The sequence below is a fragment of the Paenibacillus sp. FSL R7-0216 genome, from assembly GCF_037969915.1.
GTDB classification, from domain to species: Bacteria; Bacillota; Bacilli; order Paenibacillales; family Paenibacillaceae; genus Fontibacillus; species Fontibacillus rhizolycopersici.
On record NZ_CP150222.1, the window covers coordinates 2745279 to 2760715 of the forward strand.

General features: G+C 50.3%; 14 protein-coding genes. 6 read left to right on the forward strand and 8 right to left on the reverse strand.

Features of this window, described 5'->3' with window-relative positions; translation table 11 throughout:
* Positions 1–10: 10 nt before the first annotated feature.
* The gene (locus MKZ15_RS12380; RefSeq protein ID WP_339816380.1) at positions 11–946 is read right to left on the reverse strand and encodes a hypothetical protein; all 936 of its coding nucleotides are present in this window, start codon (positions 944–946) and stop codon (positions 11–13) included.
* Positions 947–1098: 152 nt separating this feature from the next.
* On the opposite strand from MKZ15_RS12380, the gene MKZ15_RS12385 reads away from it, so the two are divergent.
* The 3 genes from MKZ15_RS12385 (at position 1099) to MKZ15_RS12395 (ending at position 4819) form a co-directional block, all read left to right on the forward strand.
* Positions 1099–1386 carry a metalloregulator ArsR/SmtB family transcription factor gene (locus MKZ15_RS12385; protein WP_155605898.1) on the forward strand — a complete coding sequence of 96 codons (288 nt, stop codon included), beginning with the start codon at positions 1099–1101 and terminating at the stop codon, positions 1384–1386.
* Positions 1387–1389: 3 nt separating this feature from the next.
* Complete coding sequence (locus MKZ15_RS12390; RefSeq protein ID WP_339816381.1) at positions 1390–3885, forward strand: FAD-dependent oxidoreductase; 2496 nt, start codon at positions 1390–1392, stop codon at positions 3883–3885.
* A 115-nt stretch (positions 3886–4000) separates the two neighbouring features.
* Positions 4001–4819, forward strand: a complete 819-nt coding sequence (locus MKZ15_RS12395; protein ID WP_339816382.1) for a class I SAM-dependent methyltransferase — start codon at positions 4001–4003, stop codon at positions 4817–4819.
* A gap of 137 nt (positions 4820–4956) precedes the next feature.
* Here MKZ15_RS12395 and lpdA read toward each other — a convergent pair whose 3' ends face one another.
* Genes lpdA through pdhA form a run of 4 tightly spaced genes read right to left on the reverse strand, consistent with a single transcriptional unit; the run spans position 4957 to position 10125 of the window.
* Positions 4957–6372 carry a dihydrolipoyl dehydrogenase gene (gene lpdA / locus MKZ15_RS12400; protein WP_155605895.1) on the reverse strand — a complete coding sequence of 472 codons (1416 nt, stop codon included), beginning with the start codon at positions 6370–6372 and terminating at the stop codon, positions 4957–4959.
* A 3-nt stretch (positions 6373–6375) separates the two neighbouring features.
* The gene (locus tag MKZ15_RS12405) at positions 6376–7998 is read right to left on the reverse strand and encodes a 2-oxo acid dehydrogenase subunit E2 (RefSeq protein ID WP_339816383.1); all 1623 of its coding nucleotides are present in this window, start codon (positions 7996–7998) and stop codon (positions 6376–6378) included.
* Positions 7999–8027: 29 nt separating this feature from the next.
* Positions 8028–9008, reverse strand: coding sequence for an alpha-ketoacid dehydrogenase subunit beta (locus MKZ15_RS12410; protein ID WP_155605894.1), 981 nt, complete (start codon positions 9006–9008; stop codon positions 8028–8030).
* Between the two features lie 49 nt (positions 9009–9057).
* On the reverse strand, positions 9058–10125 hold the full coding sequence (pdhA, locus tag MKZ15_RS12415; RefSeq protein WP_339816384.1) for a pyruvate dehydrogenase (acetyl-transferring) E1 component subunit alpha: 1068 nt from the start codon (positions 10123–10125) through the stop codon (positions 9058–9060).
* 258 nt (positions 10126–10383) lie between these two features.
* Here pdhA and MKZ15_RS12420 point away from each other — a divergent pair, with 258 nt between their 5' ends.
* Entirely contained in the window at positions 10384–11112 is a 729-nt protein-coding gene (locus MKZ15_RS12420) for an alpha/beta hydrolase-fold protein (protein WP_213622991.1), read from the forward strand.
* A gap of 101 nt (positions 11113–11213) precedes the next feature.
* On the opposite strand, the gene MKZ15_RS12425 is transcribed toward MKZ15_RS12420, so the two are convergent.
* A complete protein-coding gene (locus tag MKZ15_RS12425) occupies positions 11214–11894 on the reverse strand; it encodes a trimeric intracellular cation channel family protein (RefSeq protein ID WP_155605891.1) in 681 nt (226 codons plus the stop codon).
* Between the two features lie 143 nt (positions 11895–12037).
* Here MKZ15_RS12425 and MKZ15_RS12430 point away from each other — a divergent pair, with 143 nt between their 5' ends.
* On the forward strand, positions 12038–12679 hold the full coding sequence (locus MKZ15_RS12430; RefSeq protein ID WP_213622990.1) for a thiamine diphosphokinase: 642 nt from the start codon (positions 12038–12040) through the stop codon (positions 12677–12679).
* Positions 12680–12960: 281 nt separating this feature from the next.
* The gene (locus MKZ15_RS12435) at positions 12961–13470 is read left to right on the forward strand and encodes a C40 family peptidase (protein ID WP_339816385.1); all 510 of its coding nucleotides are present in this window, start codon (positions 12961–12963) and stop codon (positions 13468–13470) included.
* Between the two features lie 114 nt (positions 13471–13584).
* Here MKZ15_RS12435 and MKZ15_RS12440 read toward each other — a convergent pair whose 3' ends face one another.
* The gene (locus MKZ15_RS12440; RefSeq protein WP_193416183.1) at positions 13585–14262 is read right to left on the reverse strand and encodes a response regulator transcription factor; all 678 of its coding nucleotides are present in this window, start codon (positions 14260–14262) and stop codon (positions 13585–13587) included.
* A gap of 99 nt (positions 14263–14361) precedes the next feature.
* Positions 14362–15408 (reverse strand): MoeB/ThiF family adenylyltransferase, encoded by a 1047-nt coding sequence (locus MKZ15_RS12445; protein ID WP_339816386.1) that lies wholly within the window; start codon positions 15406–15408, stop codon positions 14362–14364.
* Positions 15409–15437 lie beyond the last annotated feature (29 nt).

Here is a 15437-nt window from a genome sequence, read left to right on the forward strand (position 1 = left end):
GTTGATCTGGTCATGGAGACGTGTAGCGTCCGTAACGGGTTTCGAGCTTAACTAAACGTTTCTCTGTACCGTGAAGAAGGAGCGTATTCATTCCTTCCGTCCCATGCCACTCCATACCGATGAGAATTCCCTGCTCAGAGGTTCTGGCCGCAAACAGAAAAGTAAAGTGATGGGGTGCGATCTCCCCTTGGTCATCTACGCGCCAGACACTGTAAGAGTCTTCTGTTGTTGCAGGAAAGTCCAGGACGGCCAAGTTATCGCCCTGTTTTAGAATGATACAAAACAGGTGATCCGGGCCGTCTGGACGAAATAAAGCCAAATCAAGTTCAGCTTCTCCGCCTAGAGTTGCTAACCGCCATAATTGGTGAATGTCTCGGCCTTTTTCTTTCTCAATTTGTTCCCCCAGGTCGGAATCCAATTCCACTTGGCCGTCGAACGTGATCGGAAGCAAAGAATCCAGCGGAATCTGCTCACTCTGAAAGAAATAATAGGTGGCATTGGGTTGTGCCACACCTTCGGTAACGGCAAAGATATGCCCCGGCAAATGCGAGAAATTGGGAGTCGTGTCCCTTCCGGTGTTGGCGTCGTCCCCCTCCTGCCAACCTTCATAGACGACGGAAATCAAGCTCCCTTTCTCGCCAATGGCCTGAGTCATCCCTGATAGCGTTTCCTTAGATATATCCTCTGATCCGCTAACCAACAAGCGTCGTCCATTTTCATCGGCAAAACCAAATACCTGACTCAGACGGTCCACATCAACCTCACCTCCCGGTTCAGAAGGTATGGCAGGATCAGGTGTCTCCATTTCATTTACCTCTCCATTGTCAAGTGGACCGGGTTCGAGTTGAACCGGGGTCTCCCTTTCAATCAGAACTTCTTGATCTTCCCTTTGGATACAGCCGGATAGTGTCAGGATCATCAGCAGAAGTATGCCTGTTTTTCGCACAACGATAAACCTCCCCATCTTTTGCCTATTCATCTGATTATTGTAGAAATCTCACTGAATTGTAAAGATTGGCAGCAACCTATTTTGCATTTCATATTGCTATATCGTAATATTAGGATATAATGATTATCAGGAAACCGAGGTGAACTTTCATGGATAACAATTTCAAAGCCTATCAGGAAGCTGCGGAAATGTTGAAAGCTCTGGCACATCCGGTACGATTATGCATCGTCCGCGGCTTGCTGGACAAGAAGCAATGCAACGTGACGTACATGCAGGAATGTTTGGAACTGCCGCAATCGACCGTATCCCAGCACCTGCAGAAGCTGCGCAGTTTAGGGATCGTCGAATCCGAACGCAGCGGTTTGGAAGTTAATTATCAGTTGGCGAATGAAAAAGTCATTAAGCTAGTTCGCCATCTGTTCGAGGAGGAACAATAAACGATGAGCAAAAAAGTATTAATTGTCGGCGGTGTTGCCGGCGGTGCCTCTGCGGCCGCCAGACTTCGTCGCTTGGATGAAGAAGCCCATATCGTCATGTTCGAACGGGACCCTTATATTTCCTTTGCCAACTGTGGGCTCCCCTACTATATCGGTGATTCGATCAAGGATCGATCAAAACTGCTGGTCCAGACACCGGAAGCAATGCATCGTCGCTTTAACATCGATGTCCGCACCGAGAGCGAAGTAATTGGAATCGATCCTACCAGCAAAACGGCACTAGTCCGCAGCAAAGAGCGCGGCGAATATCGAGAAAGCTATGATGCGGTGATTTTGTCGCCCGGCGCGAAACCCATCCGACCAAATCTCCCCGGCATTGAAAGCAGCCGAATCCATACGCTGCGGAATATTCCGGATACGGACCGTATCAAACGTCGCGTTGTCGAAGAACGCGCTTCTTCCGCCATCGTCATTGGCGGCGGATTTATTGGCGTGGAAATGGCCGAGAACTTGCGAGAAATCGGGCTTGAGGTCACGTTGATCGAAGGCGGTCCGCAAATTCTCGCGCCATTTGACGCCGAGATGTCAGGAGTCCTTGCCAAGGAACTGGAGGACCATGGCGTTAACCTTTTAATGTCGCAGACCGTCACCTCGTTTACAGAACAAGGTAACTACATTAAGGTGCATACTTCGGACGAGCGTGAATTATCGGCTGATATCGTAATTTTGGCGATTGGAGTTACACCGGATACAGCTTTTCTGAAAGAAACCGGCTTGGAACTGGGGCCAAGAGGCCATATTGTTGTAAACGACAAACTGGAAACTAGCATTCCGGATATTTATGCCGTTGGGGATGCGGTTGAAGTCGTTGATTTTGTTAATGGTTCCAAAACAGCAATTCCGCTGGCTGGTCCTGCCAACAAGCAGGGGCGTATCGCTGCGGACAATGTCTGTGGTCTTGGAACCACATATAAAGGCTCGCAAGGCACGTCCATTATCAAAGTCTTTGGTCTTACCGGAGCGGCCACGGGGAACAATGAGAGAACGCTCCAGCGGTTAGGGATCCCTTATCATGTCACGGTGGTTCATCCCAATTCTCATGCTTCTTACTATCCCGGCGCCACCCCCCTATCGATCAAGCTGTTATTTAATCCTGACGGTACCGTGCTAGGCGCGCAGGCTGTCGGATATGACGGGGTAGATAAACGGATCGATGATATCGCGACGGTGATTCGTTTCCGGGGGACGGTAACGGATTTGACGGAACTGGAATTGGCCTACGCCCCTCCGTACTCTTCAGCAAAGGATCCGGTGAACATGGCCGCTTATACTGCGGAGAACGTATTAAGCGGACGCGTTCGGTTGTTCGTCCCGCAGGATTTGACAACCCGGGACGTGCAAACGACCCAGTTGGTCGATGTTCGTTCTGAGATGGAGCATGCCAACGGACATATCCCTGACTCCCTGCTGATCCCGGTTGACGAATTGCGTGATCGCCTGAATGAACTAGATCGGGACAAGGAGATTTGGGTTTACTGCCAAGTCGGGTTGCGCGGGTATACCGCTTCACGAATTCTGCAGCAAAAAGGCTATAAGGTTCGCAATTTGACTGGAGGTTACAAGCTCTATCAAATGGCTAATTACCAGCCGGGTCGGTCCGATTCCCCGGATTGCCCCGTTGATCGTGTGGCAAAAGCAGAAATCGCCGCAGCTTCGGTAGCTCCGGCAACAAGCCAAGTGTCCGGTGATTCCAAACTGCATGCCGATGCGGAGCTTGATGCTTGCGGTTTGTGCTGCCCCGGTCCACTGATTCAGGTCAAACAATCCATGGATCGTTTGGAAGCCGGACAGGTTCTGCACGTGACCGCCTCTGACCCTGGATTCTATGAGGATGTGCAGGCATGGGCGACCATGTCCAAACACCGTATGCTCCAGGTTACCAAGAATGCGAACGGGATGATCGAAGCCTATATTTGCAAGGAAGACCCGGTCCGGCTTGGCGACACTTCGGTTCAACCGACAACAACGCCGGAAGGCTCAACGATGATTGTATTTAGCGGTGACCTGGATAAGGCGATTGCCTCATTTATCATCGCCAATGGCGCCGCGGCCAGCGGCAAGAAAGTGACGTTATTCTTCACCTTCTGGGGGCTGAATATTCTCCGTAAATCGGAGAAGGTCCCCGTCGCCAAAACCTTCATCGGTCGCATGTTCGGTGCGATGATGCCGCACGGCAGCCATAAGTTGTCTCTCTCCCGCATGAACATGCTTGGGATGGGAGCCAAGATGATTCGTGGCGTGATGAAAAATAACAACGTTTCCTCCCTAGAAGAACTCATGGCCAGTGCCATCAACCAAGGCGTCGAAATCGTCGCCTGCCAAATGTCGATGGATCTGATGGGCATCCGCCAGGAAGAGTTGATCGACGGGGTCAAAATCGGCGGAGTCGGTTACTACTTGGGTAAGGCCGACCAATCGGGAATTAATCTATTCATCTAATTTGTAAAAGGGGTTCTTGGTCGATTTGACCAGGAACCCCTTTTTTTAGCCCAAGCTCATTTTGCTGTATAATCGGTACGAACACCTATCTTTCGAGCGAAAAGGAGATCGACATATGAGTCAACAGGTTAGCCGAAATAACATTGATCGATTCAACGGGTTCAGCGAACTCTACGATCAAAACCGCCCCAAGGCGCCGGTCGAAGTCATCCGTATTATATCGATGGTTTTGGGCCGTTCTCCGGAAATAGTTGCGGATGTTGGCTGCGGTACGGGCCTCTCCTCTTTTGCCTGGCTAAATCATGCGAAGCAAATCATTGGGATCGAGCCTAACGACGATATGCGCGCCGTAGCAATGAATCGCTGGCGGGAAAGCAACTGCCCAGCGCAGCTTCAATTCGTCAAGGGTTTGTCCACCGAATTGCCGTTGGAGCCCTCCTCCGTAGATCTCGTCACCTGCTCTCAATCCTTCCATTGGATGGACCCTCAACCAACGCTCCAGGAGTTCGCCAGAGTGCTGCGCCCTGGAGGCATATTTGCTGCTTACGATTGCGATTGGCCGCCGGCCGCCAGCCCTGAGCTCGAGCAGGCATACATACAACTCGTCGATTTCGCCGAAAAACGCGCAAGCGAACTGATCGACAACGACAAAGAAGCGTACAAGTGGCCTAAAGACCAGCATCTGCAGCAAATCCGCAAGAGCGGCCTCTTCCACTATTCACGAGAGATCGTATTTCACCATTGGGAGAGTTGTGACGCCGATCGATATGCGAATCTGGCCCTCAGTCAAGGGGGTTTGCAAACCGCTTTAAAATTAGGGGCGAACGAAATACTTTCTGCTGCTGAGCAATTCCGCGAACAAGTGAATCAAGCTTTCGGGGCTGAAGCTCGCAACATCCTATTCTGTTATCGCATGCGGCTCGGGGTAAAATAACAGCTTTTCGCTTAATCCAACCGAAATAACTTGACCAACCCCGCACAAAAAAAGGGCAAGACCGTGAACACGGCCTTGCCCAATAGACTTAGGAGTTGATCCACTCTTAGGAGGAGTGGGAGATAAAATCGCTAAAATTAGCGAGAAATTACGTGAATAGGATGACCTTCAACCAACTCGGCCGTTTCCATTACGATTTCGCCCAAGGTCGGGTGAGCGTGAATGGTCAACGAGATGTCTTCGAGTGTTGCCCCCATTTCAACCGCAAGGCCCAGCTCAGCGATCAAGTTGGAAGCTTCGATCCCGACGATTTGCGCGCCGAGCACCACGTTGTTATCTGCGTTCGCCACGATCTTGATGAAGCCTTCAGGCTGATTCAAGGAAGTTGCGCGACCATTGCCTGCGAATGGGAACTTGCCGGCTTTGACCTTAAAGCCTTTGTCTTTCGCTTCCGACTCCGTCAGACCTACGCTAGAGCATTCTGGATCCGTAAAGACAACCGCTGGGATTGCTTTGTAATCCACCACGGAAGGAAGTCCTGCGATCGCTTCGGCCGCCACTTTTCCTTCGTAGGAAGCTTTGTGTGCAAGCGCAGGGCCAGCCACGATATCGCCGATCGCAAAGATGTTCGGGTTGCTGGTGCGTCCTTGATGGTCAACTTTGACCAAACCACGGTCAGTCAACTCCACGCCAGCCAGATCCAGACCCAGATCGCCATCAGTGTTTGGACGACGGCCAACGGTCACCAGCAGGTAGTCGGCAGTGACTTCTTTACTTTCGCCGTTCACGGAATATTTCACCGTTACGTTCTTATCGGTTTGTTCCGCGCTTTCGGCTTTAGCGTTCGTTACGATTTCGATGCCGGTCTTCGCCATGTTCTTGGCAACCAGACGGGTCATGTCTTTGTCGAAGCCTGGCAATACGGTATCCATACCTTCGATGATCGTTACTTTGGTGCCAAACTTGGAGAACATTTGGCCAAGCTCAGCGCCGATATAACCGCCGCCGATGACGACAAGGCTGCTCGGAATTTCTTGCAGCTCAAGCGCTTCTGTCGAGGACAAGATGCGTCCGCCAAACGGGAAAGGTTTCAGCTCGATCGGGCGGGAACCGGTAGCCAGAATGCAATGCTTGAAGCGGTAACGCGGCGATTCGTGCTCGTTGAACGCACGAGCTTCGTTTTCGTTGATGAACATCACTTCACCGCTGAAAACTTCGACCTTGTTACCTTTAAGCAAGCCGCCAACGCCTTGGGTCATCTTCTTGACAACGCCGTTCTTGAATTCTTGCGTTTTCTTGAAGTCCACTTTCACGTTCTCTGCCGTAATCCCGAAGGCATCGGCATGTTGAGCGGACTCGTATTGGTGAGCGGCCGAGATCAGCGCTTTGGACGGGATACAACCGCGGTTCAAGCAGACGCCGCCAAGCTCCGATTTGTCAACGATGATCACCTTTTGCCCGAGCTGGGCGGCACGAATGGCCGCCACATATCCGCCGGGACCTGCACCGACAACTAATGTATCAATATCTAGAGAAGCATCTCCTACTACCATTGATTACACCTCCATAACGAGCAGCTCAGGATTCGCGAGCAGCTGTTTGATATAGTTCATAAAGTTTTGCGCCGTCGCGCCGTCGATCAGACGGTGGTCAAAGCTGAGGGACAAAGCCATCACCGGAGCGACAACAATTTCGCCGTTTTTGACAACCGGTTTCTCACTGATCCGGCCGGTTCCAAGGATCGCAACTTCAGGATAGTTGATGATTGGCGTAAAGAACATACCGCCGGCAGAACCGATGTTTGTGATCGAAATCGTGCTGCCTTTCATCTCGTTCGCTGCCAGTTTGCCTTCACGGCCACGGGCTGCCAGGTCCTTAATGGCTTCGGCGATCATCCAAATGCTCTTCCGATCCGCGTCTTTGATCACGGGAACGATCAGACCATTATCGGTGTCCGTTGCAATCCCGATGTTATAGAATTTCTTATACACGATCTCATTGTTAACTTCATCAATCGAAGCATTCAGAGCCGGGAATTGACGGGATGCGGCAACCAAAGCTTTCACGATGAATGGAAGATAAGTAACCTTAATGCCTTTCTTCTCGGCGATCGGTTTCATCCGCGTACGGAAAGCGACCAATTCGGTGACATCCACTTCGTCCATGATGGTAACATGAGGCGCGGTGTAAGCCGATTTAACCATCGCATTGGAAATCGCTTTGCGAATGCCTTTAAACGGTACGCGTTCTTCTTCGCCGTCCGTAGAAATCGCTGTTGGTGCAGCAGCGGCTGGAGCTTTGGCTGCTGCGGCTGGAGCCGCGGCTTGTGCAGGTGCTGCAGCTTGGGCTGGAGCAGCGGCGGCAGCTCCGCCTTTCTTGAAGTTGTCGACGTCTTCTCTCGTGATTTTCCCGGCTTTCCCTGTACCTGGAACTTGGGACAAATTCACACCTTGTTCACGAGCATATTTACGTACGCTAGGGGTAGCGAGAATCTCACGGTTTGGAGCGACCGGAGCTGCGGCTGCAGCCGGCGCACCAGCAGCGGCCTTAGGTGCGTCATGCGCTTGTTCTGGAGCAGCGGCTTGTTCTGGCACATCGCCTTCTGCATCAATAACAGCTACAACGTCTCCAACGCGGAAGATCGCGCCGTCTTTTCCGAATACTTCAAGAACCGTACCGTTCACCGGACAAGGTACTTCAACGACGGCTTTATCATTTTGCACTTCCATGATGATATCTTCGTCCGTAACCTTATCGCCTGGTTTGATGTGCATTTTGATAATTTCGCCTTCATGCAAACCTTCGCCCAGTTCAGGGAACCGGTATTCGAATTTGGATGAGGAAGCTGCCGCTTGAGGAGCAGGAGCTGCTGCCGTAGCAACCGGAGCGCTTGCCTCTGCAGCTGGAGCCGGAGCTCCTTCTTGTTCGGGAAGATCGCCTTCGGCTTCGATCACGGCTACGACATCGCCTACGCGGAATACGGCGCCGTCTTTACCGAACACTTCTTGTACTACACCATTAACAGGACACGGCACTTCAACGACGGCTTTGTCGTTTTGTACCTCCATGATGATATCTTCATCTGTTACTTTGTCCCCTGGCTTGACATGCATTTTGATGATTTCACCTTCATGCAAGCCTTCGCCCAGTTCAGGGAACCGATATTCAAACTTAGCCACAGGAAAGACCTCCTATTTTGTTCTTCGATTTAGAATTCAAGCACTTTGTTAACGCCCTCGATCACGCGAGCCGGGGACGGTAGCCATTGGTCTTCGATTTGCGCGAACGGATATATGGTATCCGGCGGAGCGATGCGAAGGACAGGAGCTTCAAGGTGCAGAATCGCTTTCTCGTTGATTTGCGCGATGACTTCCGCTGCGATGCCGGCCGATTTTTGCGCTTCTTGAACAATGATGGCGCGATTTGTCTTCTTCACCGAGGCAACAATCGTATCGATGTCCAGCGGCACGAGCGTACGCAGGTCAATGACTTCGGCTTTGATGCCTTTGGTTTTCTCCAATTCTTCCGCTGCTTTAACAGCTGTATGAACCATGAGGCCATAAGCGAGAATCGTTACATCCGAACCTTCGCGAACGATGTTGGCTTTACCCAGTTCAATCGTGTATTCTCCTTCAGGAACCTCATCACGGAAGGCATGGTACAGGTTCAAGTGTTCCATAAAGAAGACTGGATCGTTATCGCGAATAGCGGAGATCAACAGTCCCTTCGCGTCGTAAGGGTTCGAAGGAATCACGAGCTTGATCCCTGGGGTTTGGGCGATCAGGCCCTCCAAGGCATCCGTATGCAGCTCGGCTGCTTTAACGCCGCCGCCAAACGGGGTGCGGAATACGACGGGAGCGTGGTAACGTCCGCCGGAACGGTAACGCATCCGGGCTGCTTGTACGAGAATTTGGTCCAAAGCTTCAAAAATAAAACCGACAAACTGGATTTCTGCGATCGGACGGAAACCTTGAATCCCCAGACCTACCGCCATACCACCGATGGCCGATTCCGCCAGCGGCGTATCCATGACGCGTTCTTCCCCGAATTCTTTCTGCAGGCCTTCCGTTACGCGGAACACCCCACCGACATTACCTACGTCTTCGCCGAAAATCAGAACGTTTGGATCGCGTTGCAATTCGACGCGCATGGCGTCGCGAATCGCTTCTTTCATATTCATTTGTGCCATTGCTTGTATCCTCCTCTATAGAACGATCAGACTAGTTTACACGTACGTATTATTGAAAATCGACCTTTTGCTCTTCCAAGTGCTTCGGAGTTTTTTCGAACATGCTGTCGATCAGGCCTGGAATTGTCATTTTTTCTGTTTGTTCCGCTTTCTTGATTTGCTCGTTGACTTTTGCTTTCGCTTCTTCTTTCACCCGAGCGGTATCTTCTTCGGTCCAAAGACCTTTCTTCTCCAAATATTTAGCCAAGCGAGCGATTGGATCTTTCTCGCCCCATTGTCCTTCTTCTTCCTTCGTCCGGTACTTCGAAGTATCGTCAGACAGGGAGTGCGGACGGAACCGGTAAGTAACCGCTTCGATCAATGTAGCGCCTTCGCCGTTACGAGCGCGTTCAGCAGCTTCCTGCACCGCACTGATGACTGCAAACACGTCCATCCCGTCGATTTTCACGCCGCGGATCCCTGCAGCGACTGCTTTATGAGCGATCGACAAGGCTGCGGTTTGTTTTGCGAACGGTGTGGTGATGGCATAACCGTTATTTTGCACGAAGAAAATAACCGGCAGTTTGAATACTCCAGCGTAGTTCAGCGCTTCGTAGAAATCGCCTTCCGAAGAACCGCCGTCACCGGTATAAGTAATGGCCACTTGTTTTTGCTTCTTGAGCTTGAAGCCCATCGCGATCCCCATCGCGTGCAACACTTGAGCGCCGATAATGATTTGAGGCATAAGTACGTTGACGCCTTCCGGAATTTGTCCGCCGTGTTGATGACCGCGGGAGTACAGGAAAGCTTGATACAGCGGGAGACCATGCCATACGAGCTGCGGCATATCGCGGTAACCCGGGCAAACAAAGTCGTTCTTGTCCAGCGCGAACTCACTGCCTACCATGGTCGCTTCTTGTCCGGACACCGGTGCATAAAATCCGAGGCGGCCTTGGCGACCCAAGTTGATCGCACGTTCGTCCCAGGTACGCGTAAATACCATGCGATACATCAGTTCTTTCAATTGATCGTCGGACAATGCCGGCACTTTATCTTTGTTAACGATTTCACCGTCTGGCGAGAGCACGGTCAAAGCTTGAACTTCTTCCGTGTATACTTCATAAGGAATCTTGCTCATTTTTTTCACCTCGACTGAAAATTTGATTAACTTGTTCCTCTGTTATAGAATTATTATACTCCTGTTTCATTCTAGAAGTCAAAGGAATTAAGGATTATTGTGTTATATATTTATCTTTGTGTATGTAACAGTTTTTCAAAAATAGTATAACACAAACTCATATTGTGGTAAGCTATCGTTATCTCTATTTCATGGTAAATGTTACTTGATTCAACAGGCAAAAGCAAAATCCATCCAACCGGGAGTGTGTGTAGAACCATGACGGATTCGAATTATTTGAAACGAACCATCATTAAAGAGGAAATCCAAAGCCAGTTCTTAGGGGAAAAGCGTTACCTGCGCGTTTACCTTCCACCTGGGTACAACGAAATCCTCAGTTATCCCGTCATTTACTGTCAGGACGGCGAGGAATTCTTCAACTTCGGTCGTATCGCGACGCACGCCAATCGCCTGATTCTGGATGAAGGCCTCGAGCCTTTCATTATTGTAGGCGTGGAGGTGAACGTCGCCGTGCGCACGGAGGAATATGCCCCGTTTGGAAACCGATTTGAAGCCTATACGCGCTGTTTCACGGAAGAAATTATTCCCTTTATCGAACGCAATTATCCGGTTCGCCGCGAACCTTCGGAAAGGGTGCTGGCCGGAGATTCATTAGGGGCAACCGTCTCTCTCCATCTCGCTATGAAAAACCCGGAACTGTTTTCCAAAATCATTAGTTTGTCCGGCGCTTACTATGAACCTTCCCTGGAAATCCTTGCTCAAGAGACCGATCTTTCCTATTTGTCGCTCTTCATGATTGTGGGACTGCAGGAGGATCATTATACTACCGATACGGGTACCTATAATTTTGTTGAACTGAACCGCAGAGCCAAAGCGCTCCTGGAGGAACGCGGTGCCCAAGTTGCCTACTTCGAGAAGGACGGCAAACATCTATGGGGATTTTGGCAACAAGAGCTCCCGGACGCGATGGTACATTTCTTAAAATAGCGCTTACAAGCTGTTGTAAAATCAGAGGCTGCCCAACGTAGAACCTACATCTACTAAGGACAGCCTCTCTTGGTGTTTGTCCAATTCGGCCTGACTGTAACTTAAGGTGTCTGATCTTGTACAATGGCCCGCTCGGGAGTTGACTCCGCATCTGCTTCCGCTCTGATATAAATGTCTCCTGTTGCCAAAGATCGTCTAGGCAACTTCCATTTATAATGAACAGACAGCATCCGGAAAAAGACCACGGCAACAAACAGCAGAATCAATTCCACCGTCGACCCAAACCATCCCATGCCAATCGCCAGCCCCGCCAGCATGGCCCACACGGCATAGATTTCGTCTCGCAACACCAGCGGCTTACGCCCGGCCAGCAGATCGCGGATAATCCCTCCCCCGATGCCTGTTAGTACCGCCGCAACCAACACCGCGCTCATCGGATGTTTCATCTCCGTCGCGTATAACGCCCCTTGGATGGCAAAAGCCGACAAACCGATCGCATCAAACAAAACCTCCGTCCGCTTCCAGTGGCGAACCCACGGCATCGGAAGCACGAAAGCGACAAACACCGACAACACGGCCAGCAATATCAAATCCCCTTGCGCCCATAATGTCGTAACCGGGACGCCAATCAATACGTTGCGGATAATCCCGCCGCCAAAAGCGGTGACCAAACCCAATACCAGCACGCCCAGAATGTCATATTCCTCTTCCATGGCCACGAACGCGCCGGACATCGCGAAAGCAACTGTCCCGATGATGCTAAAAATATCAAAGATATGCATCTCTTCCGTCCTTCTCTGCCTTTCTCTGTCAGCTTCTTTTATTAATCCCCATTGTAGGCCCACACGGTGAAATTGTGCAACCCTAAAATCTGAATTATACTATTGAAGCAATAGATATTTTTGCGTGAGAGGAAGGAATAGAAATGACCGTGAACCGGGTTCTTATTTTTGCCGGTGGGCGTTTAGATCCGGGAATGCTTCGGGAGGTTCGTCCGGACGATTTTCTGATCGGAGCTGACCGTGGAGCCTTATTTTTGGTTGAGCATGGAATGAAGCCGGATTTGGCGGTAGGCGATTTCGATTCCGTCAGTGAGGAAGAATTGGAACGTATTCGTACATATAGTATTGAACTTCTAGCTTGCGATCCGGTTGACAAAGATTTAACAGATACGGAACTGGCCTTTGACCATGCCGTACGGAGAAACCCTGCAGAAATCGTGTTAACCGGTGTGATTGGAACCCGCTTGGATCATACGCTTGCCAATCTGCATATGTTGCTTCGTGCAGCAGAACAAGGAATTACCTGTGCCATCTGGGATGAGTATAATTACATCACATTGTGCGGGTCCTTCTCTCAAGTCGAGGATCGCGGATACTCCTATGTCTCCCTGCTCCCGCTTACCCCTGTCGTAACCGGTATTACGCTCGATGGATTCATGTATCCCCTACATAACGCCACTCTCCGAATTGGACAATCCCTGGCTGTAAGCAATCAATTAGTCGCTTCCACCGGAACGGTACATGTCGGCGAGGGGTGGCTGCTGATCATTCAAAGTCGAGACTAACATTTTAATGTATTTCATTTTTGTAACCATCTCTGCACCTTTTATGAAATATGAAAAGAAAGAAAAACCCTTGAATTTTCAAGGGTTTTTTACATTCCAATTTTAAAGGAAAATCTCTACATCTTAAAAAAATGTAAACTTTAATGTTATTTTAATAATCGCTGTCAAACCGTTGGGACGCATGGATTTTAGGAGATTATACCATATTTTAGGAGATTACAAATCTGTTATACTTCATTTACGAACCGGTCAAAAAACAATATCTTTGGAGGTACTACTACATGAATAAACGCACCCTTTTCCAAAAAGTATTGACGGTCGGACTTGCGTCCGCCATCGGTTTCAGTACGCTGCTTGCTAGCGGGGCTGAACCTGTACAAGCCCAGTCTGCAACAAGCACCGCCGTTTCTAAAGGATCGCAAGTTGTAAACTACGGTAAGAATTTTTTGGGCACGCCATATAAATTCGGTGCATCCATTTCCACGACCCGAGTATTCGACTGCTCTTCGTTTACGAAATATGTATTCAAAAAGTACGGCGTTACTTTGCCTCGTACGTCCTCAGCGCAAGCGAAAGCGGGTTATGCCGTTTCAAAGTCGAATCTGAAAGCTGGCGATTTGGTGTTCTTCTCCAGCGGCAGCCGGGCTAACGGGAGAAACGTAACGCATGTGGCGATCTACATGGGTAGCGGAAAGATTCTGCACACTTATGGTAAACCAGGTGTAACGATCTCCAATCTGAATTCGGGCAACTGGAAAAGAACTTATCTGAAGGCCCGTCGCGTCCTGTAGTCGGACAAGCCCCCCATACTACTTAATCAAGAAGTCGTTGCATAGATCAATCGATCGCAGCGGCTTTTTGACCTGAAGATAACCTGGCATGCCAATGTCCGGGTTATTTACTGTTTAACCAAGCATATATCCGGTGCCACGAACGGTATGCAACAGTTTTTTTGTATGACCGCTATCTATTTTTTTGCGCAAATGACGGATATAGACGTCTACCACATTCGTTCCTGTTGCAAAATCATAACCCCACACTTGCTGTAAGAGCATCTCTCGCCCACACACTTTCCCCGCCCGTTTCAACAGAAAAAGCAGCAAATCGAATTCCTTTGGCGTCAACTTGATAGGTTCTCCGTCTCTCCACGCCTTGCGGCTGCGCAGTTCCATTCGCAAATCCTCAAACGACAACTCGGTTAAGGAGCCATCCCCCAATCGTTTGAACAATGAAATCAAATGGCCAATTCGGGCATACAGTTCAGCCATGGGGATTGTAACCTGAACCACGTCGTTAGCTCCCCGGGCAAAACCGGCGACAACCGCCTCCGAGCTCCACTCCTTAAGCAAAAGTAGGATCGGAAACGGAGCAAATCGGCCAATTTCCTCCTGAAGGACAGACGAGGCATCATTCGGCAAATCCGTACCCAGTAGCAGCAAATCCGGAAGGTCCTCTTCCAGCCATCGAAGAACGCCTATTTCGTTCTGCCTCCACCCGATTCGATAACCGGCTTCCTCCAGCCCGGATTTGATACGCTCTCCCTCGGCAGGATCCTCCAACACAAGTATGATGTACCTTTTCATCGCGCGACCACCTTACGCTGCATCTGCTATTTCTTCATTAATAAGATGGTCATTCCTGCGGCAAACCATTCGGTCGTCGCTATACAATCTCGGTTAGGCTTAACCTAAATAACGGTCATAGATCGTTCTGGCCTCGACCGGATCTTGCGTGCCATGAATTAGTGCCCGCCCATCCGTAAACAAGACCAACCGACGTTCGCCAATCGTAAAGGAAAGCAAAAACGGGTTGACTTCTACCGTCCCCTCCTGCAATCGGCTCAACTTATCCGCCATCTCTTGCAGTTGAATGTTTCGTTTAGCGGCCGGTCGAATCTGAACCGTATCCCTACCGCAGAGTACTTCCGTTTTCCGATGGCTGGAAGCGGACAGATACGGGAAGGTAGCTCCGCTTCCACAGGAAAGGCAGTCGTCCCGCTTGGCGGAACCAACCCTGATTGAAGCTTGCTCGTTCCGCCATAGATCAAAGGTCAGCAATGTACCGCGAAGTGTCTCGGGGTGCCAGGTTAATAGCTTCAGAGCTTCTGTTGTTTGATGGGCCACAACCATCTGTACGGCAGGCGGTATGACACCGACCGTGTCGCAGGTATCCCCGCCGAGCGGTACGGTACCCAGGAGGCAATTCAGGCAAGGGGTCTCGCCTGGCAAGATCGTGTAAGTAATGCCGTAACTTCCGACGCAACCGCCATAAACCCACGGAATGCGATATTTTTGCGATATATCATTGATCATCAATCTTGTATCGAAATTATCCGTCGCATCCATAATCAAATCGACGCCAGAGATTAAAGCTTCCAACTCTTCCGGATCGACATCCATCACATGGGCATCGATGCGCACCTGACTGTTGATCGCGGCTAACCGCTGTCGGGCAGCAATCGCTTTAGGTACCCTCTCGGCTGCGTCCGCTTCAGAAAACAACTGTTGTCGCTGCAAATTGCTCCATTCCACGTAATCCCGGTCGGCGATCACGAGATGGCCCACTCCCGCGCGCACTAGCGTTTCAGCGATGCCGGTGCCAAGCGCTCCTGCACCGACGACCAGTACCTTCGCCTGCTCAAGCTTGTCTTGTCCTGTACTGCCTATAGGAGTAAACAACCTTTGCCGCGAATAACGATCCGGTTGTTTCCTTTGATGTTCCTTATCCATAACCTTCCATGATCTCCTCTCCGCTGCTC

Bases quoted from the DNA above. Each gene is read 5' to 3' on its own strand.
- MKZ15_RS12385 (WP_155605898.1), top strand. From the start codon at position 1,099: ATGGATAACAATTTCAAAGCCTATCAGGAAGCTGCGGAAATGTTGAAA.
- MKZ15_RS12390 (WP_339816381.1), top strand. From the start codon at position 1,390: ATGAGCAAAAAAGTATTAATTGTCGGCGGTGTTGCCGGCGGTGCCTCT.
- MKZ15_RS12395 (WP_339816382.1), top strand. From the start codon at position 4,001: ATGAGTCAACAGGTTAGCCGAAATAACATTGATCGATTCAACGGGTTC.
- lpdA (WP_155605895.1), bottom strand. From the start codon at position 6,372: ATGGTAGTAGGAGATGCTTCTCTAGATATTGATACATTAGTTGTCGGT.
- MKZ15_RS12410 (WP_155605894.1), bottom strand. From the start codon at position 9,008: ATGGCACAAATGAATATGAAAGAAGCGATTCGCGACGCCATGCGCGTC.
- pdhA (WP_339816384.1), bottom strand. From the start codon at position 10,125: ATGAGCAAGATTCCTTATGAAGTATACACGGAAGAAGTTCAAGCTTTG.
- MKZ15_RS12420 (WP_213622991.1), top strand. From the start codon at position 10,384: ATGACGGATTCGAATTATTTGAAACGAACCATCATTAAAGAGGAAATC.
- MKZ15_RS12425 (WP_155605891.1), bottom strand. From the start codon at position 11,894: ATGCATATCTTTGATATTTTTAGCATCATCGGGACAGTTGCTTTCGCG.
- MKZ15_RS12430 (WP_213622990.1), top strand. From the start codon at position 12,038: ATGACCGTGAACCGGGTTCTTATTTTTGCCGGTGGGCGTTTAGATCCG.
- MKZ15_RS12435 (WP_339816385.1), top strand. From the start codon at position 12,961: ATGAATAAACGCACCCTTTTCCAAAAAGTATTGACGGTCGGACTTGCG.
- MKZ15_RS12440 (WP_193416183.1), bottom strand. From the start codon at position 14,262: ATGAAAAGGTACATCATACTTGTGTTGGAGGATCCTGCCGAGGGAGAG.
- MKZ15_RS12445 (WP_339816386.1), bottom strand. From the start codon at position 15,408: ATGGATAAGGAACATCAAAGGAAACAACCGGATCGTTATTCGCGGCAA.